The sequence below is a fragment of the Novosphingobium sp. 32-60-15 genome (genome assembly GCF_002280675.1).
Classification (GTDB): domain Bacteria; phylum Pseudomonadota; class Alphaproteobacteria; order Sphingomonadales; family Sphingomonadaceae; genus Novosphingobium.
On the sequence record NZ_NCEN01000003.1, the window covers coordinates 212,108 to 235,189 of the forward strand.

Consider the following 23,082-nt stretch of genomic DNA (forward strand, 5'->3'; position numbering starts at 1 on the left):
TCAGGACAAGCGGTTTCTCTTATTGTTCGAATTTGCCCAACAATCGTTTCTTCAAGCTGCGCATAGTGAACCAGACGGTGGCCACCACCGGCACGACCAGCACACCGACAACGGTATCGCCCGATACGCCCAGCATATGATGCGGCACGGCGTGGAGCGCATATTTGATAAGCCCCAACAGATAATAGCTTAAAGCAACCGCCGAAAGGCCTTCAACCAGTTGTTGCAGGCGCGCTTGCATGGAAATGCTGCGTTCCATGGATCTCAGCAATGAAGCGTTCTGGTTCTCGATCCGCGTATCAATCCGCGCACGCAGCAGCGAGGCCAATTGCTCTGTCCCCTTGGCCAGACGCTCGATCCGCTCGGTCGTGGCAAGGCAGGTGTTCATGGCCGGGCGAAAGCGGCGCTGAGTGAAGTCGGTCAGCGATGCAAACCCCTCAATCGGGCGGCTGTCGATCTGTTCAAGCCGTTCTTCAACGATCTGGCCATAAGCGCGCGTTGCATCCAGCCGGAATGACATGGACGTGGAAAACGAGGCTAGGTCCAAGGACAGGCCGGACAATTCCTCCATCAAGCTGTCATCGCGCGATTCGTTGTTGGCAATGCGATCAGCCAGATCACGCAGACGCACTTCGGCAGCGTCCAGTTTGGGCCAACATTCGCGCGCCACAGGCAAGCCCAGCAGAGCCTTGTTCCGATAATTGCCCAGCTCCTGCATCCGCTGCAACTGGCGGGTGAGGTCGCGCTGGTCAGCGCCATTGGCAGCAACAATCAAGCGCCCAAAGCCATCATCCATGATGCGGAAATCGGACCAGATGCGGATGGTGCCGCCCAGCGTGCTGGACACCAGTTCATCCCGGTTGAGCGAGAGTTTTTCAAGCAGAGCAGCCACTTCGGCATCGGTGTTACCCAACCAGACGCGGGTGCTGCGCACAATCTGACCGGGCAATTGCAGCGCCCATTCAATCGCGGCGCTGATGTCGGTATCACTGGCGGGATCAAGAAAACCGGCCTCATCGCAATTGCTGGCAAAGAGCGTCAGGCTGCTGCCTTCGCTTTGCCGCTCCCACGTGAAGGATACTTTGGCGTTGATTGATCCTTCGCGATGCGAGGGGTTGCCCACCAGATCCTTTTCGCCAGATTGCGCCTCTACGGCGGCAAGTTCGGCGGCGCGTTCATCATCGGATACGGCCAGAACCCATTGAATGATATGGCATGGCACCGGCAGCATCGGCCAGCGGCGCAGATGCATTTCACCCACGGCCCGTCGTCTGAGTTCATGATCGCGCACAGTCGATTTCCCCCCGGCTCGTGGCGCGAATCCGCAGCGGGATTTCGCACGTCAACACCGTCCCACAACAAAACTATGGCAACAAGCACTGGTCGCCAAACACATTCAGCATGTGTTACGCCGCCGTTACGTCAACAAGCGTCCAAGTGGCGATTGGCCGTCAGCGAGTGTGTTCAGCGCGGCTTGCAGTAATGGATAGATCAAACAGCTTTTGCGCGGTTACGACAGCAGCGGGCGCATTAGGGGCCGTCGCGTCTGCACCGACTACGCTTACCAAAGCGGGGTTTGCGGTGAAAGATGGGCCGCCAACCATAATGCCAATGTCCCGATTTTGTGAATGCTTGCGCAGCTTTGTGATGGTCGCTTTGAGGCTATCGATCATTCCGTCCGATGCCAGCGTCAATCCCGCCACGGCAAACCAGCCTTCAGTCACCGCTGAAACAATGTCCTCGACCGTTCCGGACAATTCGGTGTGGACTTCCCACCCTGCGGCCACAAGAAAGCGTTCGACCATGGTCACGCCGAACGAATGTTGATCCCCCGGAGTCATCGCCATCAGAACCGTTCGCCGACGGTCCCATGCGGCAAATTCATGCGTATTGTTAAATATCGCCAGCAGCTTTTGCAGTCGCGCAACGCCTAGCGTTACATCGATAAAGTCGCATTCGTCCCGATCCCACATTTCGCCCAAATGGCGTGCGGTCGGTTCCAGCAATTCAACAAAAAGCGTCTCCATCGACAGGCCGCGATCGCGCAACACAACAATATAGGCAACGGCGGCTTCCAGATCACTGCCCAAGATGATGTCTGCAAGATCAGTGATATCGCTACTGCTCGGAGCAAGAGCCTTGATCACGTCTTCAATCGGCGGAGCATCAGGAACAACATCGGCGTGAATGCGGAGCAATTGGGGTATTACGCGGTTTGAAATCAGCCGTGCCAGCTTTACCTGGCGTGCAGCAACATCATCTCGGCGGTAAATCTCTGATGCAATGAAATGCGTCTCAAGCCGGTGAAGGCTCTGCCGGTCAATCGCCGGAAACGCAGACCTCGCCACCTGTCCCATGGTGCTTCCCTTTTTTTATGCTGATCCCGTAATCAGAGTCGGCAAGACACCACAAGAGTGATCGGCTGTCGAGGCCTGATCAACCCTATGCCCCCTTGGGCAAAACTATGTCTTGTTTGCATTCCATCACGTGGAACGGGGCGGTGTGCTATAGCCTCCGGGGAGGCGGACCATCGGACGCTTGTTCCGGTCTGTGCGATGGCGTAGCGTTTTGAGATGGAGGCACTTGGCCAATGGTGACGCAATTGATTTATATGTCGCAGCCGTTCGGGTACGACAGCGCTACGCTTTCGAGCATATTGGCCACCGCCCGCCGCAATAATCCGCAGCACGCAATTACCGGTGCGCTGATATGTCGCCAGGACATTTACCTCCAATTGTTGGAAGGACCCGCCCAAGCCATTGATAGTCTTTTCGAAAGCATATTGACCGACAATCGGCACATGGACGTCACGTTGTTGAGCCGAGCCGAAGTCGAAGCGCGGATGTTCCCGGATTGGGCCATGTTGCATGATCCGGCGCATTCCTGGCATTGGTCGACTGAAGAAGTGAGCAAGGGCGCAATTGTGAATGCCTCGTCCGACGTCTTGCAAGGCATCTTTCGTCAAGCGCGGGACGGTAATTCAGTTGATTGAACGTCGACATGGCCTGAGCAATTTAAGAGCCTCACGTGAGGCCTGATCTGCGTATCCCGATTTACGGGTTTGTTCCTGCAAGGAATTTCTCAACCGGCTGCAATGATTGCGTGGGATCTTCTTCAAATGGGACATGGCCGAGATTTGGCAAGCGTACGAGTGTCGCATCGGGCATAAGTTTAAGATAATCGGCGGCATTGGTAACCGGAATCATGCCATCTTTTTCGCCCCACAGCAGCAGCGTTGGTGCGGTAATTGTTGCCAGTTTTGGCGCCGGGTCTTGCAGAACGGTTTGCTCCATGCGCGCCAAAATTGCGCGCCGGACGCCCGGCGCCAGCATCATGGCATGATAGCGTGATAAACTCGCATCGCTCAGCTTTTGTGGCTGCGCATACGCAGCCGCCAAATTGGCTCTCAACATGGTGCGCGGCAAAACATAGGGCAGTGCCTGCATAAGGAGCGGGACTTCGGGGGCTTTGCCGTATTCAAACCCGGGGCTGGCAAACCCGTCAGGCGAAATCAGCACCAATCGAGAAACCCGGTTCGGATGCATTGCAGCAAAGGTCCATGCAATCCGTCCACCCAAGGAATTGCCGATTATGTGGGCCTGCTTGACACCAAGTTGGTCCAGCAATGTGACCAGAATTCGCACGGATCGTTCGTCGCTGTAATCCCCTGTAGGATCCGGTCCGGTTAGGCCGAAGCCGGGCAGATCGAAACGAATGACCCGGTAACGCAAGGACAGCGCCTTTGCCCAAGGCTCCCATGTGTCAAGGCTGGAGCCAAAACCATGCAGCATAATGATTGCAGGAGCGTCCCGTGGTCCGGTATCGCGTAACCGCAGGCGTACACGGTCTGCGTTGCGATAATCGCCGACATATTTCGCGGCAAGCAATTCGCGTGGTTTGTCAGGTGAATAAAGCCACGCTGTTAGCCCTGCCAGCGCCAACAAAACGACACCAAAAGCCCACCGCATGATTGTGGACGCCGAGTTCCTGCTACCAAGGTCCGGATGCTTCATATGCCAGTGCTACCCGACCTTGGATCGAACTGACATCTACAAAACACATGAGCCAACGAGAAGTCGGCGCGTCCTCAATTTGCCTAAGTCGCTCTGGTTAATCAGATTTGGCCAGACCTGCAGTTTCTACGAGCGTAGCGACGGGTTCATTGCGGTCCTTGCGTTCGGAATAGCGGTCAACCAATTGATCGGCATGCGGGCGCAACAGTACGGTGAAGCGCACCAGTTCTTCAACCACATCAACAATCCGGTCGTAATACGCAGATGGCTTCATGCGACCGGCTTCGTCAAATTCTTCATAAGCTTTGGCGACTGACGACTGGTTGGGGATGGTGACCATCCGCATCCAGCGTCCAAGAATGCGCAAAGTATTGACGCTGTTGAATGATTGCGAACCCGCGCTCACCTGCATCACCGCAAGCGTGCGGCCCTGTGTGGGGCGCATACCTTTATAGGCGAGAGGCAGATGATCAATCTGCGTTTTCATGATGCCGGTGATCTGCCCGTGGCGTTCAGGGCTGCACCATACCTGGCCTTCAGACCAAAGCGAATGGGCGCGAAGTTCGGCAACTGCGGGGTGGTCATCATCCTTTACCTGATCGGGCAGGGGCAGGTCGGACGGATCGAAGATGCGCGTTTCGCAGCCGAAGTACCGCAGCAGCCGAGCACTCTCTTCAACAACGAGGCGGGAATACGAGCGTTCGCGCAAGGAGCCGTAGAGCAGCAGGATGCGCAGCGGAGGCGTCAGGTTGCCCAAGCCGAGCGCGGGTTTGAGATGCGCATATTCAGATCTGAACGCGGGCAGATTATCAGGTTCGGCAAGGTGGCGCAGACGCTGATGGGGCGTATGATCTGTCATGCTGCTTTACCGGTGAACCGGTCCTTTGTGGCATTGGCTAACGCGACGAGCGACAGCATCACCGGCACTTCTACCAGTACGCCAACCACGGTTGCCAACGCGGCGCCACTCGACAATCCGAACAGGCCGATGGCGACCGCAACGGCGAGTTCAAAGAAGTTTGAAGTGCCAATCATTGCACAAGGTGCCGCGATGTTGTGCGGGATTTTCCAGGCGAAGGCCCAAGCGTAGGCGATGCCAAAGATGCCGTATGACTGGATGATAATAGGGATGGCAATCAGTGCAATCAGCATGGGATTGGCGACAATTGTGCCCGCTTGAAATGCAAAGAGCAGAACCACGGTGGCGAGGAGCCCGATGACAGACCATGGCTTCAGCCGCGCTGTAAAGGCGTCCACTGCCGCTTCGTCGCCGCCATGTGATGCGATCACGCGCTGACGGGTAAAAGCGCCAACGGCGAGCGGGATCACGACATAGAGCACGACCGACAGCAACAGGGTTTCCCAAGGCACAACGATGTCTGTCACGCCCAGCAATATGGCAACGATGGGGGCAAATGCTGCGATCATGACAAGATCGTTCACGGCAACTTGAACCAGCGTATAGGCCGGATCGCCCTTGGTCATTTGCGACCAGACGAAAACCATCGCGGTGCAAGGTGCTGCACCCAGTATGATAAGCCCCGCGATATATTGCTGCGCATCCGCTTTGGGCAAAAGTCCGGAATAAAGGTGATCAAAGAACAGCACCGCAAGAGCGGCCATGGTGAACGGTTTGATCAGCCAATTGATGACGAGCGTGATGATCAATCCGCGCGGTTTGCGGCCGATATCGCGGATGCTGGCGAAATCAACACCCACCATCATCGGGTAAATCATCGCCCAGATCAGCACCGCGACCACAAAATTCACCGACGCGAATTCAAGCCCTGCCAACGCCGAGACGGCAGTCGGAGCAACATTGCCAAGGACAATGCCGACAACGATGGCCAGCCCCACCCACAGCGATAGCCAGCGCTCGAAGATGCCCAACGGAGATGAAACCGGTGCGCTGGCTGTTTGAGCATCACGTGCCATGGCTTAACGCTCTGCCCTTACGCGATTGCCAGCGGCATCAATCACTTGCTCGCCGTCTTCCTTGGCAAATGCAGCGCGTTGGCCTTCGGGGAGAAGGTCGAGCACTTCTTCTGAAGGACGGCATAGCTTTACGCCCAGCGGTGACACCACCAGCGGACGGTTGATCAGGATGGGGTGCTCGATCATCGCATCAATCAATTGTGCATTTGTCAAATCAGGATTGCCGAGGCCAAGCTCTGCATATGGCGTACCCTTTTCACGCAGCAGTGCACGTGCCGGAATGGCTGCGCGAGAAAGCAGGCTTTCAAGCATGGCGCGCGAAGGCGGCGTTTTGAGGTATTCAACCACATGCGGCTCAATCCCGGCATTGCGGATCATCGCCAGGGCATTGCGCGATGTGCCGCATTCGGGGTTATGGTAGATGATGATGTCAGCCATAAAGGTCCTCAAGCGTTTTGAGTTGGGAATGGGTTGCAGTTCAATTGCGTGAACAGATCGCCGCACATTTCGGGCGCGCCCTGGCAGCAATCCTGCAGCAGAAACACGAGCAGGCGGCGCATGCCGGGGTAATCGGCGCGGTATCGGATAATACGGCTTTCACGGGTAGATTGGACCAGACCTGCGCGTTCAAGCGTAGCCAGATGATGCGACATGGTTGAGGGCGGCACGCCCAGTTTTTCGGCAATGGCTCCTGCGATCATGCCATCATGTCCGGCTGTTACCAGCATGCGAAACACCGCCAGCCGCGTTTCATGGGCAAGCGCGCCAAGCGCATCGATAGCCCAGTCTTGCGGTTCCAGTTCGCTCATCGATTCCACCTTTTGAGTAAAATCGAAATACGGGTGCTGGAGCGCAAGTCAATCTACATTTCGACAGTTATCGAAACAATCTGGCCTTGGCCATCAAAGCGGGTGGCAGATTTCCAGTGAAGCTTGCAACGTCATGCAGCCAAACCACGCTGCCCGATCATTCCCGCAAAGCAGAATTCTTGATGCGGATGAGCGGGCCCAAAATGTAATCGAGGATTGTCTGCTTACCCGACAGAATGTTTACCTCGGCGGTCATGCCCGGCAACACAGGGCGGCCATTGCCAAAGTTTGTGGCATCGGCGCGCAGGCGTGCGCGGTAATAGGGTTCACCACGCGGGTCCTGCAAAACGTCGGGCGACACGTCATATACTTGCCCGGTAAGGCTGCCGTATACGGCGGAATCATAGGCCGAAATCTTGATTGACGCTGGCAGCTTTTCCCAGACCTCGCCACGATCTTTGGGGGCGATGCGCGCTTCGATCATAATGATCTTATCCACCGGCACGATCTCGGCAAGCGGCTCTCCCCCCCTGATGACGCCGCCTACGGTCTGGATGAACATCTTGTTGACGACGCCCTCCATCGGCGCGCGGATCTCTTCGCGCTGCGCCTTGTCCTGGAACGCCAGCATGGCTTCATCGGCTTTGGCCAATTCGAGCCTAAGGCGCGATGCCTGCTCTTCAGTTTCCTGTACCATGCGGGTCCAGACTTCGCCTTGGCGGGCTGACGCCGACGAAATCTGTGCGCGTGTCTCGGGTATCTGGTTCTGCACGTCGGCTATGCGCGTGCGCAGCGACAAAAGGGCCGAGCGCTTTTCCAGCACGTCCCGTTCCGAAATGGCTTCGGCTTGATACGCCCTTTCCAACTTACCCAGTTGCACCATCAACAAGGCTTCTTCGCTGCGCAAATTGGCCAGTCGTGCACTAAGCGATGAAAGCTGGGCACGTTTGGCATTGGCTTCACCCGATGCAATGCCGTCAACTGATCCGCGCTGTTGAATACGTGAGGCAAACAGGGCTTCTTCGGATCGCGCAATTTCAGGGGCGAGCGCGGCAAGCGCAGGCGGTGTCACGAAATAGCGCGCACCGCCAACTTCGGCATCCATCCGGGCAAGCATGATCTTTTTGGCAGTGACATCAATCCGCGCGTTTTCAAGGTCCGATGCCGTAATCTGGTTTTTGACCAGCATAAGGATCTGGCCTTTTTCAACGCGCTGGCCTTCTTGCACAAGGATCTGCTGCACAATCCCGCCTTCAAGGTGCTGGATAACCTGATTTTGCACCGATGGCAGAACCCGGCCAGAGCCGCGCGTCACTTTTTCAATTTCGAAGACACTGGCCCAGCTCAAAAAGCTGATGATCATCACGCCAAGCACGACCAGAAGCCTGCTTGATCCGCGTGTCTTGATCCGGCCGCTCCACGGTTTCAGCGCTGTTTCCTCAGCGCTCAGGCCCATGACTTTGCCGGAAAACGCATTGGCCAATTCGCGGCTCGATACGTTTTCGTATAGGAAGGCACCGCCCATCTTGCGAATAATGCGGTCTCGAATTCCTGCAAACGACATTAACGTGGCCCTCGTGTGATCGTGAGCAGTTACGCCTGTTTATGCTTAAAGGCTGAAAACTCCGGCGTATGGGAATCTGCGTATTACCCTGTGAACCCCAATTTACCTTTGTTTGGTTAATTCCCTGACAAGGAAATTGGGGCTCCACCACACATGCAAACACCCGTTGCCAGAGTTCAAATGAGTTTGCTGGACCGCGCTTTCTTGTTCTTCATCGGCAAGGCACCGCGGCACGGCCAGCAGACTCATGAGCGGCAATTCTTGAACCCGCTGACGGTCATGGCTGCTCTGGAACGGCTTGCCGCGCATTGCGGATATTCGGCCAGCGCCGACATGCTGACGGCTGCGCTGCCTGTGAAAGACGGCTTTTTCGATCCACGCTATGTGCCCATCGCATTGGGCAGGATTGGCATACAGACGCGCGATTTTGGCGCGGGTCTGGGTGATATTGGCGTAGAAGATTTGCCCTTGCTGGCGATGGCCGGTGGCGATGGTGCCATTATCGTTACAGGCGCTCCAAGCCGAACCACCTTTACAATTATTGACCGTGACGGTGAACGCGAGGTCCTGCGTAGCGACTTGAGCGTGCTGGGTGATACCACCCTGTTGGCGTGCGGCCACGGTGATCCGCAGAACGGTTTGGACTTTGAGGACGAGCGCAGCTTTGTCCGCAAAAATCCCCGGCTTTGGATGCTGGGCGTTTTCATGTCAGAGCGTCGCCGCCTTGGGCAGATGGTCCTGACGGCTGCTTTGCTTAACTTGTGCGGCCTGGCGCTGCCTTTGTATATGCGGGCAATTTACGACAACGTGGTCCCGAACCTTGCGATTGAATCGCTTTGGGCACTGTCGGCTGGCGTCGTATTGGCTTTGGTGTTTGAATTTGCGTTCCGCCAGATCCGCACCAGCTTTGTTGATGCCGTCGGCGTACGGGTTGCGCAGATTGTGCAGAACCGCGCGATGAACAGTTTCATGAGCGCCAAGGTTGGCCGCCAGAACCTGAGCGTCGGATCAATGATGAACGCCTTGCGCGACGTTGATTCCATTGCACTGTTTGTGCCGCAATTGATCGTTACCTTCTTGATCGACGTTCCGTTCTTTCTGGCGTTTGTCGCGCTGATTGCGTTGATCGGCGGCTATACCGCGTTTGCGCCTGTGATTGGCGCTGCTTCGCTGCTCGCCATTGGTATGGTGGCAAGCTTTGCGGCAAGGCTTTCGGCCACGCGCTGTTCCAAGCTTATGCATGCGCGCAACAACCTGGTGGTTGATGCCGCTGGCGGGATTGAAACGATCAAGGCGAATATGGCCGAAGGACACTTCCTTGGCCGCTGGGATAAAGTTTCCGATCACATTGGCGTGACCGCAAAATCGGCGCGCAAATGGAATGATCTGCCACAAGCCATGGCTACTTTGCTGGTGCAGCTCGTCACGGTCATGGTCGTGATCATCAGTGTTTTCCAGATCAAAGCCGGTGTCATGACAACCGGCGCACTGATTGCAGTCAGCATGCTGACCAGTCGCGCGATGGCACCTGTCACAACAGCGGTGTCACTGTTGTCCAAGGCGCAGCAGGCGCGGACGCAACTGGCGGGTCTGGCGGATCTTCTGGAGCTTGAATCCGAGCGTGAAATTCCCGATCCGGGTGTTCGCCAGCAGACGATCAAGGGCGATTTCAGCCTGTCTTCGGTCAGCTTCAAGCATGAAGACAGCATAGCGTTCGCGTTGCAGGATGTGTCTTTGACCATCAAACCCGGCGAGAAGATCGCACTGATCGGCCGCTCGGGTTCCGGCAAATCGACACTGCTTCAGGTCCTTGCCGGAATGCTTGAGCCGCGATCTGGCCAGTATCTGATCGATGGTTATAGCGCTGCGCATTATGCGGTTTCGCAAATTCGCCAACAGGTGGTGTTGTGCAGCCAGGATGCGCAATTGTTTGATAGCAGCATCTGGGACAACATCCTGCTGGGGCTGGACGAACCGTCGGCAGACGTTGTGACCAAAGCGGTGCGCGCGGCAAATCTCGACAGCTTTGTCGAGCGTAGCGTTGAAGGGTACAACCGCAAACTGGGACCAGGCGGCAAGAACCTGTCGGGCGGGCAACGGAAAAGCATTCTGCTGGCCCGGGCGCTCGTGCGTGATCCTGCCGTTTTGCTGCTGGATGAACCGACCGAAGCGATGGACGTAGGCAGCGAAAAGACGGTCATGGCCGGCTTGCAGCAAGCAACGCAGGACAAAACCCTGATCATCGCCACGCATCGCATTGCGCTGCTCGATATCGTGGACCGGGTGATCTGGCTGGATAACGGCAAGATCATAGCGGACGCACCCAAGGCAGAAGTCATCGCCAAACTGCAATCCCGCCCCATGCCGAGGGCCGCATGAAGCATCAGCGGCACATCCAACTCGCTAAGACAGCAGGGAAAACCTAGTGGCAGGCGCATCATCAGATGGGGAAGTCAACCATTGGCCAGCGTTCGTGGACGTGCTCACGACGGTGATCATGGTTGTCACGTTCCTGCTCGTCATCATGAGCGCGGCCGTTATGGTTCTGTCACAGCGCGTCGTTGCGCAGTTGAAGACCAGCATGGCGGCCGAAATGGCGGCCAGCGGAAAAGCGAAGGGCGCTACGACCGCTCAAAGTGCGGCCAGCGCGCAGCAGAAGTCTCAAGGAACGCAGATCGATGCCGAAAAGGGCACTTCAGTGGCCGAACTCGGCGATGTTTTGCGTACGCAGAACCCGGTGACGGGACGCGACGAGCTGACCATTCGCACACGTGAAAGCCCGGACCTGCTGAAGGTCAAAGTAAAAGCCATGGAGCAACCCAAGGACACGACCGGTGTCGAGGTTAAAACCGCCGATACGCTTTTGCAGATCGACTTTGAACCAACGGCCATCAGGTACAGCGCGGACAATACAGACGCTATCGTCAAGTTTGTTGAAAAGCATGCCAATGGCGGCATGAAGTTCGAGATTTGGGCGCTGACGCCGCAAGATGCCTCATTATCGGAAGCGCAGCGGATCGGCTTTTATCGTGCTGCTGTCACACGCAATTTGTTGGTGAAGGCAGGCATCAAACCTTCCAGCATCGCAACCCAGGTGCGCGTAACCGATTTGCGGTCGAAGGAAGGCCATACTGTTCGCGTCGTCATCAAACCCTGAAGTGCAGCAGGAACCGAGAAAGCTTCAAGTCATGGAAAAAAAGATACGCTCTGACCTTCTGAAAATGATTGCGATCATGGTCGGTTTGGTCGGTATTGGCATCTATGCCCGTGACTTCGTGATCGAAGGCATCATGGCGAAGGCTGCCCTGAACCTATCGATCTTCGGCCTTTTCGGTGTGGCGGCAGGCATTGCCTTCAAACACGTTCTTGGCCTCAAGAACGAAATCCTCGCCATGAAGGCGTTGAAGATTGATTACGGGTCGCAGGAACAGCGCCCCGATGATCCGTACAAGACCCCGGCGATTGTGTTCAAGGAGCCCTCGCTGCTTGGCCAGGGCTATCGCATGATTGCCGAGGAAATGGGCAAGCAAGAGACGCTCAAGATCTCTGACGCTTCGGCCCAGCTTATCCTGCATGACGTTGATATGCGCATCAATGATCGCAAATCGACCTTGATGTACTTCTCGGGCCTGATGGTGTTCTTGGGCCTGCTCGGCGCGTTCATGGGCCTGATGAAGACGGTGAGTTCGGTCAGTGAACTGATTGGCTCGATGGATTTGAACGGCGGGGCTGACAGCTTCGGCAAGATGATCGAAGGCATGAAGGCGCCGCTGAACGGCATGTCCGTCGGCTTCTCGTCTTCGTTGTTCGGCCTTCTGACATCGATGGTTCTGGGCGCGCTCGAACGGTTCATGACCGGTTCGATGAAAGTCGTGCGCAATGAATTCGAGCATTGGCTATCCAACGTTTCATCATTGGAGACAACCGCTTCGGAAGCGGCGGGACAAGGGCAGGGCGGCGGTTCTACTGCGGGCGTTGTGCGTGCGCTTGAGCTTGGCGGGCGTCAGTTGCGTGATTTGCGCGAAACTATCCTCGATACCGCGATGGTGGGACAGGAAACCAATCGCGCCGTGATGGGCCTTGCCCAATCAATTCAGGTGCTGAACGGTTCGCTTGCCCGGATCTATGACCCCGAGCCTTTATTGAGGCCGATAACGGACTGCGTGGCAGATCTTGCGCGCAACCAAACCGCTTTGGTGCAGCAATTCCAGGGGCTGCATGATCAGGCCGCCGAAGACCGGCGTTTTATCCGCGAAACGCTTGCAGTAATGCGCAGCCAGCACGTACCGGCACAGGCATTTGATCATGAGCGCCTGCACAGCCAGCTTGAACGGATCGGCACGCTGAACGAACGACTGCTTGAGATTGGTCTGGCTAACAACAGCCGTGAATTGAGCGCAAATGCGCGGACCGGCTTGCTCGGATCGTTTACCCGCTGGATCTTGCGCATTGGCGATGACCGTGCTGTTGCCAAGGCGCGTCGTGAATTGTTGCGCGACATTCGCCAGATGCACACGGCCCAGCGCCGCCTTGTCAAAAAGGTCGATGCCGCACTTGGCCAAAGTGTCGAACGGCTGGGACAGGACCGCGAGGTCAACGCCCGCCATCTGGCGCAGCTTACCGGGACGACCGAGACGAATACCGAAATTCTGGCTGAACTTTCGCGCCGGCTTGGCAGTATTGAAGAACTGGCGGGGCAGGAGGACGGTGCGAGTTCACCTGCCGCAGACCTTTATGGCGCGCGGCTTGAACTGGCGGTTTTGCGGCAGCGACTGCAGGCAGCGCAGGAAGAGGGCGGTCGGCAAGTTGAGGAAACACATGCGCTGGCTGAAGATAACCGGTTGCGTGCAAATGATGGAGGGCGTTCGCAATGATAACATTTGGTAGCATTTTCAAGCGTAAACGCCCCGGCTTCAGCCGTGCGGCGCAGCGGTATAATTGCCGGATTGAGGGCAACATTGTGGTCGGTGACCGGCTGGTCAACTTTGAGGGTATCGTGACCGACTTTTCCAGTGGTGGGGCGCAGTTCCGGCCCAAGCTGCTGTATATCATGGATCGGCGCGATGTTCCGATTACGCTTACCTTTGGCGGTGTCGAGATTGCGGGCAGGATCATGAGCACAAGCGCGGCAGGATTTGGTTTACGCTTTGATGAGCCTATTAGTGAATCACAAATCGAAGGTTTGATCGGCTTGGCAAACAAGCAAGCTGAATCAGTCCACTGACACATGTTAACGAGCGCAGGAATGGCTGGTCAAAATGCCTGCTGCGGCACGCTGAATTGGTTGATCACGCGATTGTAAGTTTATGATATAATGCCATATTTATCGGAATTGACGCGCTCGTTGGGCATGGTTCCATGCTAAAAGCATATGCGCATTCTTACTTATAAAGCCTCGAACCAAGATTAACCACGTCGGTTCATAGCTGTCCGCATAGGTTTACTATGCGGGGAAATAACACGTGGTTGGGCAAATACGGACAAGTTCGTTTTTCCCTTTCGGCAGAGCGGCAGGCTTCGGTTATCTTTCCGGCACTGTTGTCATAAGCCTTACAGCTTCAGGCGTTGCCTGGGCCAATTCTGCGCCGTCTGATCTGGCCGGAGCGCCAGCCGTGACCGATCACATGGTGGTGGCAGATTCCATCTTCACCGATGATGCCTCGGTTACCTATGGTTATGAACTGCCCGCCCGCACCAGCAGCATGGTTATCGATAGCCCCGGCGCGATTGTCAGCCTGGGAGCGCAACCGATACAGGTGTCGGCGACAATAGCCGAGCCTTTGCTTCCCGGTGTTGGCCTGCCCATGCTGCAAAAGGCGGTGTTCACAGACGCCGAATTGCCGGCAATAGCGCCAACGCCGATGGTTCCGACCGAAATCCCGCAATTTTCAGAAGGGGTTCAAGATGCGGCCCGCGCTGATGCCGGACCCGTTGAAACCATCCCTGCACAAACCGCTGCATCAGCGCCTGTTCCAGCGCCGCCTGTTGCAGTGCCAGCGGTTCCAGCGCCAACGGTTGCCGCTGCAACCGAACCAGAGCCGGTTATGGCGATGCCTGACCCGCAATCACCGGATAATGCGTCCGAGCGTCCGCAAGGCATTGAATCCTTGCGTGATGCGATCATCGAGGCGCTTAAGGCCAACCCTGAAATCCAGATCGCGCTCGCCCGTCAGGATGACGCACGATATGGCGTTCACGAAGCCTGGTCGGGCTATTTGCCAAAAGTTGACATGCAGGTTGCGCTGGGTGGGGAATTGACGATTCCATCAACCGGTGACCAGACAACGCTTCGGCGTGCCGAAGGCGTAGTGACGCTTAACCAGAATATCTGGGACTTTGGCACGACGATTAACGATATCAAGCGCGCCCGCGCCACGTACCGCAGCGCCCAGTGGGGCACGCGTGAGCGGATCGAGGCGATTTCGTATGAAATCAGTGCCGCGTACCTTACCATGCTTGAGCGTACGAAGCTGATCCAACTGACCGAGTCCGAGATTGCCGCCACGCAGAAGATCCTTGATATGGTGGTTATTCAGGAAGATCTGGGTTTGACAAGCTCTGCCGATGTAAGCCGCGCCAAAACGCGCTTTCAGGCGCTTCAGGCCGAGCTGATTGACCGGCGCAGCGCGTTGACGCAGGCAGAAGAAGCATACCGCAGGCTGACGTTCCATCTGCCGGGCAAAGTGGTCGATCTTCCCACAACAAACGGGAAGCTGCCAACCAATCAGGAAGATGCGGTGGCGCTGATCGAGACACAAAGCCCGCGCTATGCGCAGGCCAAGGAAGACCGCCGTTCACTGGAGCGCCAAAAGGCGAGCCAGACAGGTACGTTCCTGCCCAAGATCGGCGTGATGGCGCAAGGAAACTGGCGTGATGACGTATCGGGACCGACCGGCCTGAACAAGGATGTGCGGGCCATGGTGACGCTGTCCTACAGCTTCTTCAATGGTGGCCGCGACATTGCCGTGCGCAACCGCATTTCTGCGCGGCTGCGCGAAGCCGATTACGAGCTTGATCGGCGGCGGCGCGAAGTGGAACAGGATTTGCGCATCGACTTTAACAGTCTGGCATTTGCGCGCGAGAAGATTGCGACCATTGAGTCCGAAATCGTCTCGGCAGAAAAGACCGCAGACGTTTACCGGCAGCAGTTCCGCGAAAGCCGTCGTTCGGTCTTTGACCTGCTTGATAGCCAGCAGATCCTGCACGCTGCAAGAGCGCGGCAATATTCCAACCAGATTGCCCTGCAATTGGCCGAATTCCGGGTCTTGCAGAAGTTGGGCGGCCTGTTCGATCTGCTGAGTTCGGGCGAGCCACTGCCAAACATTGTGGCGCAAAGCCCGCAGCAAAGACCGGCAAGACCGGACTGACGCGTAAAGCCGCAGGTTCTCAATTCAATTGTGCATGGGCGCGATGCCCAATCGTCAAGGCAACCTCTCTAATTACGGTTAATACGTATATTCATACGAACCAGACCGTAGCCGTTTCAAGAGAGACTTGACCCACCAATAGGTTAGGCATTCAGCGAATGGTCAAGGCACGCGAACTCAAAAATGGCGCGAAGACAAAGCTCTTCCCCAAGAATGCTGCGCAGCTTGCCGATGAACCTGCAACCGGCGGCGAAAAGCTTACCCAGGCAGGGCAGGGCTATGGCACCGCCAAAGTTGTAAATCTTGGCGCAGATGACCGGGCCGAGCTGGGTATTGCCTATGGTCCGTTCAAAGTTGAGATCGTCGATATCGACGCGATCCTGACGTTTGCTGATGGCACGAAGATCATCATTCCCGGTATGGCTTTGGCGGCATTTTCCGGCCGGAAGCCTTTGCTGGTTTTTACAGACAAGGAAGTTTTGGCCGAAGCGTCGATGGCCGACGTTGGCGAAATTCGCGAAAGCGCGGTCGCCATTGATTTTTCACTGTCGTCAGCCGATGCAGAAACCCCCAGCGATAACGAAGCCAAAGCCGATGGCGAAAAGCCCCCTGCAGGCGGCGCTGTCCAGCCCGGTGATGCAGCTGACGCACAGCAGAACACCGCTGCGCAGGAAGAAAACAAGCACAAGTCTGATGCCGAAGCATCACGCCTGACCGACAAGATCAGCAGCACCCAAGCTTCTGCCGGGGCACCGGCCAACGTCAATCCGCCATCAAAAGCATCCGATACGCCAGCGCCTGATGATGCACTGGGGCCTGCGGGTCTTGGCAAACTTGTGCCAACCCTTCAATTTTCCCTTTTCAACAAAGAGGGTGTGACCACCACGACCGAAAGCGGTGTCACGACCGTTACCGGATCAACCGGTGGTGCGGGCAGCGCGACCAATGCAGCCTTTGCGCCGCAATCGGCCAAAGAAACGATCACCGGAACCGCGAGCGGTGACCTGATCTATGCTGACAATCTCCAGCAGGCTCCTGCAGGCGCATCATTGCGCGTGCTTACGGTTGAGGCGATGGTCCCGGCGGGCAGCCTTGACCTGTTGCAGGTTACCATCCCGTCGCTTCCCGATGGCTATACAATTGCCAATGCGGTCAAGACCGAGCGTGGCTGGGTGGTGGATATCGATGCAGGCAGCATCGAAAAGGTCACCACCATGACCGACGCGACGACGGGGCTGACAGTTCCCGTTCCATCGTCGCAATCGCGCTTCACATTCGAACTTGAACTGATTTATCAAGTGCCGGCAGATGGCGTTGCCACGGCATCTAGCGGATTTCAGGACGAATTTTTTCTTCCCGTCCAGCTTGGCCTGTCAACCGACGGCAAGACTTCGGTAAACGCGGTTTCGGTGTCGACGTCGTTCGGCATCAAAGTTGTTGCTGGCGACGCCGATATGACGGTGAAAAATCCGGTCAGCGGTGACCCGATCTATGTGCTGTTTTCCAACCCTCCCGGCAACGTCATTTCAGCAGGCGATGGCGATGATACCATCGTTGCCGGGATCGGCGCAGATGACATTGATGGCGGCAGCGGCGTTGATATTGTCAGCTATACCAATTCGCGCGACGCAGTCACGGTTGATCTTGGCGCAGGCAAAGGGTCTGGCGGCGCGGCCAGTGGCGATACTTACAAGTCTGTTGAAGGCATTATCGGTTCTGACCAGGGCGACAAGCTGACGGGCGATGCTGGTGCCAATACGATCAAAGGCGGCAAGGGTGCCGATACGATCGAGGGTGGCGCCGGGATCGACAAGGTCGATTATTCCGACGCATTCCCGGCCACGGGGAGCGTAACGGGCACCGCCCCGACGGACCCAAATGCAGTTCCTGACACCACCGGCCTTGAAATCTTCCTTGATGGCACTGCGTCAAAAGGTGGCGAGGCAGAAGGCGATCAGCTGACCGGCATCGAACAGGTTGTCGGGTCTGACCGGGATGACACGATCACGGGCGCTGCCGCCAATGAAACGCTGCAAGGCGGCGCGGGCAATGATGTGTTGGTTGGTGGAGCCGGTGCCGACCGGCTTGATGGCGGTGATGGCGAAGACCTTGCCGATTATTCGGCTGCAACCGGTGGTGTGACTGTCTTTCTTGACGGACGCGCCGGTGAGCGGGGCGATGCCCAGGGCGACGTGCTGGCAGGCATCGAGAACCTGATCGGTTCGGCGCATGACGATGCGCTTACCGGCAATGCTGACGACAACGTGATTGAAGGTGGTGCTGGCGCTGACCAGATTGATGGCGGTGCGGGCAAAGATACAATCGATTTTTCGACCAGTGCGGTCGGCGTAGAAGTCTATCTGGATGGCCGTGTCAGCCGCGGCGGTGACGCCGAGGGCGATACTTACGCCAATATCGAAAATCTGATTGGTTCTGAATTCGATGACCGTCTGGCTGGTGGAACCGGCGCGCAGACAATTTTTGGCGGGATCGGCGATGATACGCCTGAGGGCGGTGCAGGGGCGGATCTGCTGCAAGGCGGCGATGGTACGGATATTGCCAGCTATGCCGGTTCGCGCAATGCGATGGTCGTATCGCTGGATGCCACGCAGCAAAGCGGCGATGCCATAGGCGACGTTTATGCCAGCATTGAAGGCCTTGAAGGGTCTGCTTTTGATGACGTCCTGATCGGCGGAGTAAGCGCTGATATTCTTATTGGCGGGGCCGGTAACGATACGCTGTTCGGCGGTGCCGGAGCCGATACGCTTGAAGGCGGTAGCGGCTTTGACGCGGTCGATTATTCCGCCAGCTTTCAGGCTGTCGATGTGCGTCTGGATGGCACGCGCAGCTTTGGCGGCGATGCGCAAGGCGATGTCATCACCAACGTTGAACATGTCACAGGATCGGCCTTTGCCGACACGCTGTTGGGCAATGCTGACGTCAATCTGCTGGAAGGCGGAGCGGGCGACGATACCCTGACCGGTGGCGGCGGTGCCGATACGCTGGATGGCGGTTCGGGCCTTGATACCGCTTCATACGCTGGCAGTGCGGCAGGTATTTCTGTGGCGCTTGATGGCACGATTGGCCAAGGCGGCGATGCCGATGGCGATGTGCTTCAGGGCATTGAAAACCTGCGTGGCAGTGCGTTCAACGATCGCCTGACCGGCAATGAAGATTCCAACGTGCTTACCGGCGGCGCTGGCGATGATACTTTGGTTGGCGGCCTTGGAGCCGATACACTGGTTGGTGGTGAAGGCGTTGATACGGCTGACTATTCGCTGGCTCAAGGGTCGGTCACGGTCCGCCTGGACGGCAATGCATCGACCGGCGATGATGCCGAAGGCGATGTGCTGCGCGGTGTTGAGCGGGTTGTCGGCAGCCTTTTTGCAGACGTTCTGATCGGCAGCACGGCAGACGATGTGCTGGAAGGCGGGGCAGGGGACGATACGTTGCGCGGTGCCGCTGGCGCCGATACGCTGCTGGGCGGCGCAGGCCGGGATACTGCCGATTATTCAGATTCTGCCGGTGCGGTTCAGGTCAACCTTGCAACAGGCGTCGGTCTTGGCGGTAATGCCGGGAATGATAGCTACAGCAGCATCGAGAATGTTCTCGGTTCCGATCAGTCTGACGTTCTGACCGGCGGTGCCGGGGCGAACCTGCTTGATGGCGGCTTTGGCAATGACACACTGTCGGGCGGCGATGGCGCCGATACGCTTCAGGGTGGCGGCGGTTCGGACATTGCCGATTATTCGGCTAGTGCTGCGGGCGTCCAGATTTCGCTGCTGGCAGGAACGGCTGCTGGCGGTGATGCGCAAGGCGATGTGCTTGACGGCGTCGAAGGCATTGTCGGATCTGCCTTTGCAGATATTCTGACGGGCGATACCGGCAACAATTCGCTGAGCGGCGGTGTGGGCGACGATACGCTGACCGGCGGCGCGGGTGCCGACGTGCTGGACGGTGGCGACGGGATCGACACGGCTGATTACAGCACATCATCATCGGGCATAACGGCCACGCTGGATGGCAATCCGGGACAAAGCGGCGACGCCCAGGGTGACAGCCTGCGCGGTATTGAACGCCTTGTCGGTTCAAGCTTTGCCGACCGGCTGGGTGGCAGCGACAGCGCAGATACGCTGATCGGCGGCCTTGGTGACGACACATTGCAAGGCATGGGCGGGGCCGATGTTCTGGATGGCGGCGACGGTTTCGATGTCGTCGATTATTCCTCCAGCGACGAAGGCATCGTGGCAGGCCTTGATGGCCGCGCCAATACGGGCGGGGATGCCGTTGGAGACGTTTTCACCAGCATTGAAGGTATCACAGGCTCAGACTTTGCCGATGCGCTTTATGGTTCGGCCATCGCCGATGCCCTGCGCAGCGGTGGTGGTGATGACACTGTGTACGGCTCGCTCGGGGCCGATACCCTTGTTGGTGGCGCAGGCTTTGATACAGCAGATTATGGAGCATCTGACAGCGCGGTGGATGTCAACATCCAGACCGGCACCGGATCTGGCGGCCATGCCGAGGGCGACCAGCTTGCCGGCATAGAGCGCATCCTCGGTTCGATCTATGACGACACCCTGACCGGCGGCAGCGCAGGCGATGCCCTGAGCGGCGGGGCTGGCGATGATACTTTGCAAGGCGGCGGCGGGGCCGATACGCTTGATGGCGGCGCGGGCACCGATACGGTGACTTACGCGCTGTCATCTGCAGGTATCCAGCTGACGCTTGATGGCAGTTCAGGCCAGGGTGGCGATGCCGAAGGCGACCGTGTCAGCAATGTCGAGCGCGTCATCGGCTCGCTTTATGACGATACCATCATCGGTGCAGGCGCGGCTGAAGTTCTTGAAGGCGGTGCGGGCAATGACCGGCTTGCCGGCATGGCGGGCAACGATACGCTGTCCGGTGGCACGGGTGATGACACGCTTGAAGGCGGCGCTGGTGAAGACCGGATGCTGGGCGGCGAAGGTGATGATGCATTCAACGGAGGTGCCGGTGCGGACACGCTGATCGGCGGCACGGGCTTTGACACGGCCAGCTATGAGACATCGGCAGTTGGCGTAACGGTTGCGCTGGATGGCAGCCTTGGTGTTGGTGGCGATGCGCAGGGCGATAACCTGAGCGGTATCGAACGGCTGGTCGGTTCGGCATTTGACGACCGGCTGACCGGCAGCCTTAACGCCGATACGCTGGACGGCGGCGCGGGCAATGACACGCTGGAAAGCGGTGCCGGTTCAGACTTGCTGACGGGCGGCAGCGGCGATGATGTGCTGATCGGGGCTTCGGGCGCTGATACGCTGGATGGCGGGGCCGGTTTCGATACGGTTGATTATACAACGTCCAGCGCAGGTATCACGGCCTATCTGAACGGGTCAGCCGGTCTCGGCGGCGATGCGACGGGCGATACGCTGCTGGGCATCGAACACGTCATCGGCACGGGCTTCAATGACCTGCTGGTGGGCGCAAGTGCAGATGAACTGCTGCAAGGCGGCGGTGGCAACGATACGCTGATCGGCGGTCTGGGTGCAGATACGCTTGAAGGCGGGGCTGGCGTCGATACCGCGGAATATACCGCCTCGGCATCTGCTGTGGACGTTGACCTTCAGGCAGGCACCGCTTCGGGCGGCGACGCGCAGGGCGATGTCCTGTCGTCCATCGAAGTGCTGCTGGGATCATCGGGCGATGACCGGCTGGCAGGCACAAGTGCCAATGACACGCTGATTGGCGGCGCTGGCAATGACCTGCTGATTGGCCGCGATAGCAATGATGACCTGCTGGGCGGCACGGGCGACGATACGCTTGAAGGTGGCGCGGGCGCTGACCTGCTGGATGGCGGAACCGGCCTTGATACGGTTGATTATACCACTTCGGCCTCGGCCGTTTCGGTTGGCCTTGATGGCACAACCGGCGTTGGCGGCGATGCGCAGGGCGACACCCTGTTTTCGATCGAGAACCTGACCGGTTCGGCATTCGATGATACGCTGTGGGCCGGAACCACGGCTGCTGCGCTGAGCGGTGGTGCAGGAAACGATTCCCTTCGCGGCAGCGCCGGTGCGGATCGGCTTGATGGCGGCGCAGGCAATGATACCCTGATCGGTGCTAGCGGCGCAGACCGTCTTGACGGTGGCGCAGGCGTAGACACGACCGACTATTCCAGTTCGATTGGCGGCGTCACCGTAGGTCTTGACGGTAGCGTCGGGATTGGTGGCGAGGCTGAAGGCGACACGCTGTTCAGCATCGAACAGATCACCGGATCAAGTTTTGATGATAGCCTTTCGGCAGGCGCTGCCAACAGCACGCTGATCGGCGGTCTGGGCAGCGATACGCTTAACGGCGGTATCGGCAATGACTCGCTGCTTGGCGGCGGCGGCGATGATGTTCTTACCGGCAATGCTGGCGCAGATACGCTGACAGGCGGAAGCGGCACTGACACAGCCAATTACAATACAGCTGCGGCTGGCGTAGCCGTTTCGCTTGATGGCACCGTGGGCAGCGCTGGCGATGCCCTGGGAGACGTGCTGAGCGGTATCGAGGTTCTGGTCGGTTCTGCCTTTGCCGATACGCTTGGTGGCGGCACCGGTTCTGAAACCATCTTTGGCGGGCTGGGCGATGACCGTATTCTGGGCAGCGCCAGTTCCGACGAAATCGATGGCGGCGATGGCAACGACCTTATCGATTATAGCGCCAGCGCCAATGCTGTAACTGTTTCGCTCGATGGCTCGCTCGGGATCGGCGGCGATGCGTCGGGCGATGTTCTGCTGTCTGTCGAAGGCATTGTCGGCTCTGCCTATGACGATGATCTGACCGGCGGTACGGCCAATGATACGCTGATCGGTGGCGCCGGAAGCGACGTGTTGCGCGGCAACGCCGGTGCGGACAGCCTGTATGGCGGTGTTGGCGATGATACGCTGGATGGTGGCGCGGGCGCAGACCTTCTGGACGGCGGTGCGGGCGTTGATACGGTTGATTATTCTGCATCCAACGCAGGCGTGCAGGTCAGCGTCGATGGTTCGGTAAGCACCGGCGGCGCTGCCGAAGGCGACATGCTGCTTAGCATCGAACGCCTGATCGGTTCGTCGTTCAATGACACGCTGCAAGGCACGGTTGCCGACGATCTGCTCGTCGGTGGTGCAGGCAATGACATTTTGGCAGGTGGTGCTGGTGCTGACACGCTGGATGGCGGGTCGGGTTTTGATACGGCGGATTATTCTGCGGCGGGTGCTGGTGTTACGGCGAGCCTTGCTGCGGGATCGGGCACGGTTGGTGATGCGGCGGGCGATGTTCTGCTGGGCATTGAGCGGCTGGTGGGGTCTGGCTTTGACGATACGCTGACGGCGGGTGCTGGTGGTTCTGCGCTGGAAGGTGGCGCAGGCGCTGACCGTCTGGTTGGCGGT

General features: G+C 57.9%; 15 protein-coding genes. 7 read left to right on the top strand and 8 right to left on the bottom strand.

Annotation, left to right across the window (positions count from 1 at the left end; all coding sequences use genetic code 11):
• Nucleotides 1–19: 19 nt before the first annotated feature.
• Together B7Y89_RS03890 and B7Y89_RS03895 are read right to left on the bottom strand one after the other, a co-directional pair.
• Nucleotides 20–1,291, bottom strand: coding sequence for a DUF3422 domain-containing protein (locus B7Y89_RS03890; RefSeq protein WP_292935920.1), 1,272 nt, complete (start codon nt 1,289–1,291; stop codon nt 20–22).
• 160 nt (nt 1,292–1,451) lie between these two features.
• Complete coding sequence (locus B7Y89_RS03895; protein ID WP_292935922.1) at nt 1,452–2,357, bottom strand: cobalamin-dependent protein; 906 nt, start codon at nt 2,355–2,357, stop codon at nt 1,452–1,454.
• A gap of 233 nt (nt 2,358–2,590) precedes the next feature.
• On the opposite strand from B7Y89_RS03895, the gene B7Y89_RS03900 reads away from it, so the two are divergent.
• Nucleotides 2,591–2,992, top strand: coding sequence for a BLUF domain-containing protein (locus B7Y89_RS03900; RefSeq protein WP_292935924.1), 402 nt, complete (start codon nt 2,591–2,593; stop codon nt 2,990–2,992).
• Between the two features lie 61 nt (nt 2,993–3,053).
• Here the strand turns inward: B7Y89_RS03900 and B7Y89_RS03905 are convergent, their stop codons facing one another.
• The 6 genes from B7Y89_RS03905 to B7Y89_RS03930 form a co-directional block, all read right to left on the bottom strand.
• The gene (locus tag B7Y89_RS03905) at nt 3,054–3,968 is read right to left on the bottom strand and encodes an alpha/beta hydrolase (RefSeq protein WP_292935925.1); all 915 of its coding nucleotides are present in this window, start codon (nt 3,966–3,968) and stop codon (nt 3,054–3,056) included.
• Between the two features lie 142 nt (nt 3,969–4,110).
• Nucleotides 4,111–4,872, bottom strand: a complete 762-nt coding sequence (gene arsH / locus B7Y89_RS03910) for an arsenical resistance protein ArsH (RefSeq protein ID WP_292935927.1) — start codon at nt 4,870–4,872, stop codon at nt 4,111–4,113.
• Nucleotides 4,869–5,948 (bottom strand): ACR3 family arsenite efflux transporter, encoded by a 1,080-nt coding sequence (gene arsB, locus B7Y89_RS03915; RefSeq protein ID WP_292935929.1) that lies wholly within the window; start codon nt 5,946–5,948, stop codon nt 4,869–4,871. Before arsB ends, arsH begins: the two co-directional genes overlap by 4 nt.
• 3 nt (nt 5,949–5,951) lie before the next feature.
• The gene (gene arsC / locus B7Y89_RS03920; RefSeq protein ID WP_292935931.1) at nt 5,952–6,386 is read right to left on the bottom strand and encodes an arsenate reductase (glutaredoxin); all 435 of its coding nucleotides are present in this window, start codon (nt 6,384–6,386) and stop codon (nt 5,952–5,954) included.
• Between the two features lie 8 nt (nt 6,387–6,394).
• Nucleotides 6,395–6,757 carry a metalloregulator ArsR/SmtB family transcription factor gene (locus B7Y89_RS03925; RefSeq protein ID WP_292935933.1) on the bottom strand — a complete coding sequence of 121 codons (363 nt, stop codon included), beginning with the start codon at nt 6,755–6,757 and terminating at the stop codon, nt 6,395–6,397.
• A 157-nt stretch (nt 6,758–6,914) separates the two neighbouring features.
• Entirely contained in the window at nt 6,915–8,282 is a 1,368-nt protein-coding gene (locus tag B7Y89_RS03930; RefSeq protein WP_292935935.1) for an HlyD family type I secretion periplasmic adaptor subunit, read from the bottom strand.
• A 219-nt stretch (nt 8,283–8,501) separates the two neighbouring features.
• Between B7Y89_RS03930 and B7Y89_RS03935 the strand changes: the two genes are divergently transcribed.
• The 6 genes from B7Y89_RS03935 to B7Y89_RS03960 all read left to right on the top strand — a co-directional run.
• Nucleotides 8,502–10,700 carry an ATP-binding cassette domain-containing protein gene (locus B7Y89_RS03935; protein ID WP_292935937.1) on the top strand — a complete coding sequence of 733 codons (2,199 nt, stop codon included), beginning with the start codon at nt 8,502–8,504 and terminating at the stop codon, nt 10,698–10,700.
• A gap of 202 nt (nt 10,701–10,902) precedes the next feature.
• Nucleotides 10,903–11,478 (top strand): hypothetical protein, encoded by a 576-nt coding sequence (locus B7Y89_RS03940; RefSeq protein WP_292935939.1) that lies wholly within the window; start codon nt 10,903–10,905, stop codon nt 11,476–11,478.
• A gap of 31 nt (nt 11,479–11,509) precedes the next feature.
• Nucleotides 11,510–13,195: a hypothetical protein gene (locus tag B7Y89_RS03945; protein WP_292935941.1), complete on the top strand. Its 1,686-nt coding sequence runs from the start codon at nt 11,510–11,512 to the stop codon at nt 13,193–13,195.
• Nucleotides 13,192–13,545, top strand: a complete 354-nt coding sequence (locus B7Y89_RS03950; protein WP_292935943.1) for a PilZ domain-containing protein — start codon at nt 13,192–13,194, stop codon at nt 13,543–13,545. The genes B7Y89_RS03945 and B7Y89_RS03950 overlap by 4 nt, the downstream gene beginning before the upstream one ends.
• 238 nt (nt 13,546–13,783) lie before the next feature.
• A complete protein-coding gene (locus B7Y89_RS03955; RefSeq protein WP_292935945.1) occupies nt 13,784–15,688 on the top strand; it encodes a TolC family protein in 1,905 nt (634 codons plus the stop codon).
• A 158-nt stretch (nt 15,689–15,846) separates the two neighbouring features.
• A partial coding sequence (locus B7Y89_RS03960) for a calcium-binding protein (RefSeq protein ID WP_292935947.1) occupies nt 15,847–23,082 on the top strand: 7,236 nt, incomplete at its 3' end.

Excerpts from the sequence above, each read along its gene's own strand:
- B7Y89_RS03895 (WP_292935922.1), bottom strand. The coding sequence starts at position 2,357 with ATGGGACAGGTGGCGAGGTCTGCGTTTCCGGCGATTGACCGGCAGAGC.
- B7Y89_RS03900 (WP_292935924.1), top strand. The coding sequence starts at position 2,591 with ATGGTGACGCAATTGATTTATATGTCGCAGCCGTTCGGGTACGACAGC.
- B7Y89_RS03905 (WP_292935925.1), bottom strand. The coding sequence starts at position 3,968 with ATGCGGTGGGCTTTTGGTGTCGTTTTGTTGGCGCTGGCAGGGCTAACA.
- arsH (WP_292935927.1), bottom strand. The coding sequence starts at position 4,872 with ATGACAGATCATACGCCCCATCAGCGTCTGCGCCACCTTGCCGAACCT.
- arsB (WP_292935929.1), bottom strand. The coding sequence starts at position 5,948 with ATGGCACGTGATGCTCAAACAGCCAGCGCACCGGTTTCATCTCCGTTG.
- arsC (WP_292935931.1), bottom strand. The coding sequence starts at position 6,386 with ATGGCTGACATCATCATCTACCATAACCCCGAATGCGGCACATCGCGC.
- B7Y89_RS03925 (WP_292935933.1), bottom strand. The coding sequence starts at position 6,757 with ATGAGCGAACTGGAACCGCAAGACTGGGCTATCGATGCGCTTGGCGCG.
- B7Y89_RS03930 (WP_292935935.1), bottom strand. The coding sequence starts at position 8,282 with ATGGGCGGTGCCTTCCTATACGAAAACGTATCGAGCCGCGAATTGGCC.
- B7Y89_RS03935 (WP_292935937.1), top strand. The coding sequence starts at position 8,502 with ATGAGTTTGCTGGACCGCGCTTTCTTGTTCTTCATCGGCAAGGCACCG.
- B7Y89_RS03940 (WP_292935939.1), top strand. The coding sequence starts at position 10,903 with ATGGCGGCCGAAATGGCGGCCAGCGGAAAAGCGAAGGGCGCTACGACC.
- B7Y89_RS03945 (WP_292935941.1), top strand. The coding sequence starts at position 11,510 with ATGGAAAAAAAGATACGCTCTGACCTTCTGAAAATGATTGCGATCATG.
- B7Y89_RS03950 (WP_292935943.1), top strand. The coding sequence starts at position 13,192 with ATGATAACATTTGGTAGCATTTTCAAGCGTAAACGCCCCGGCTTCAGC.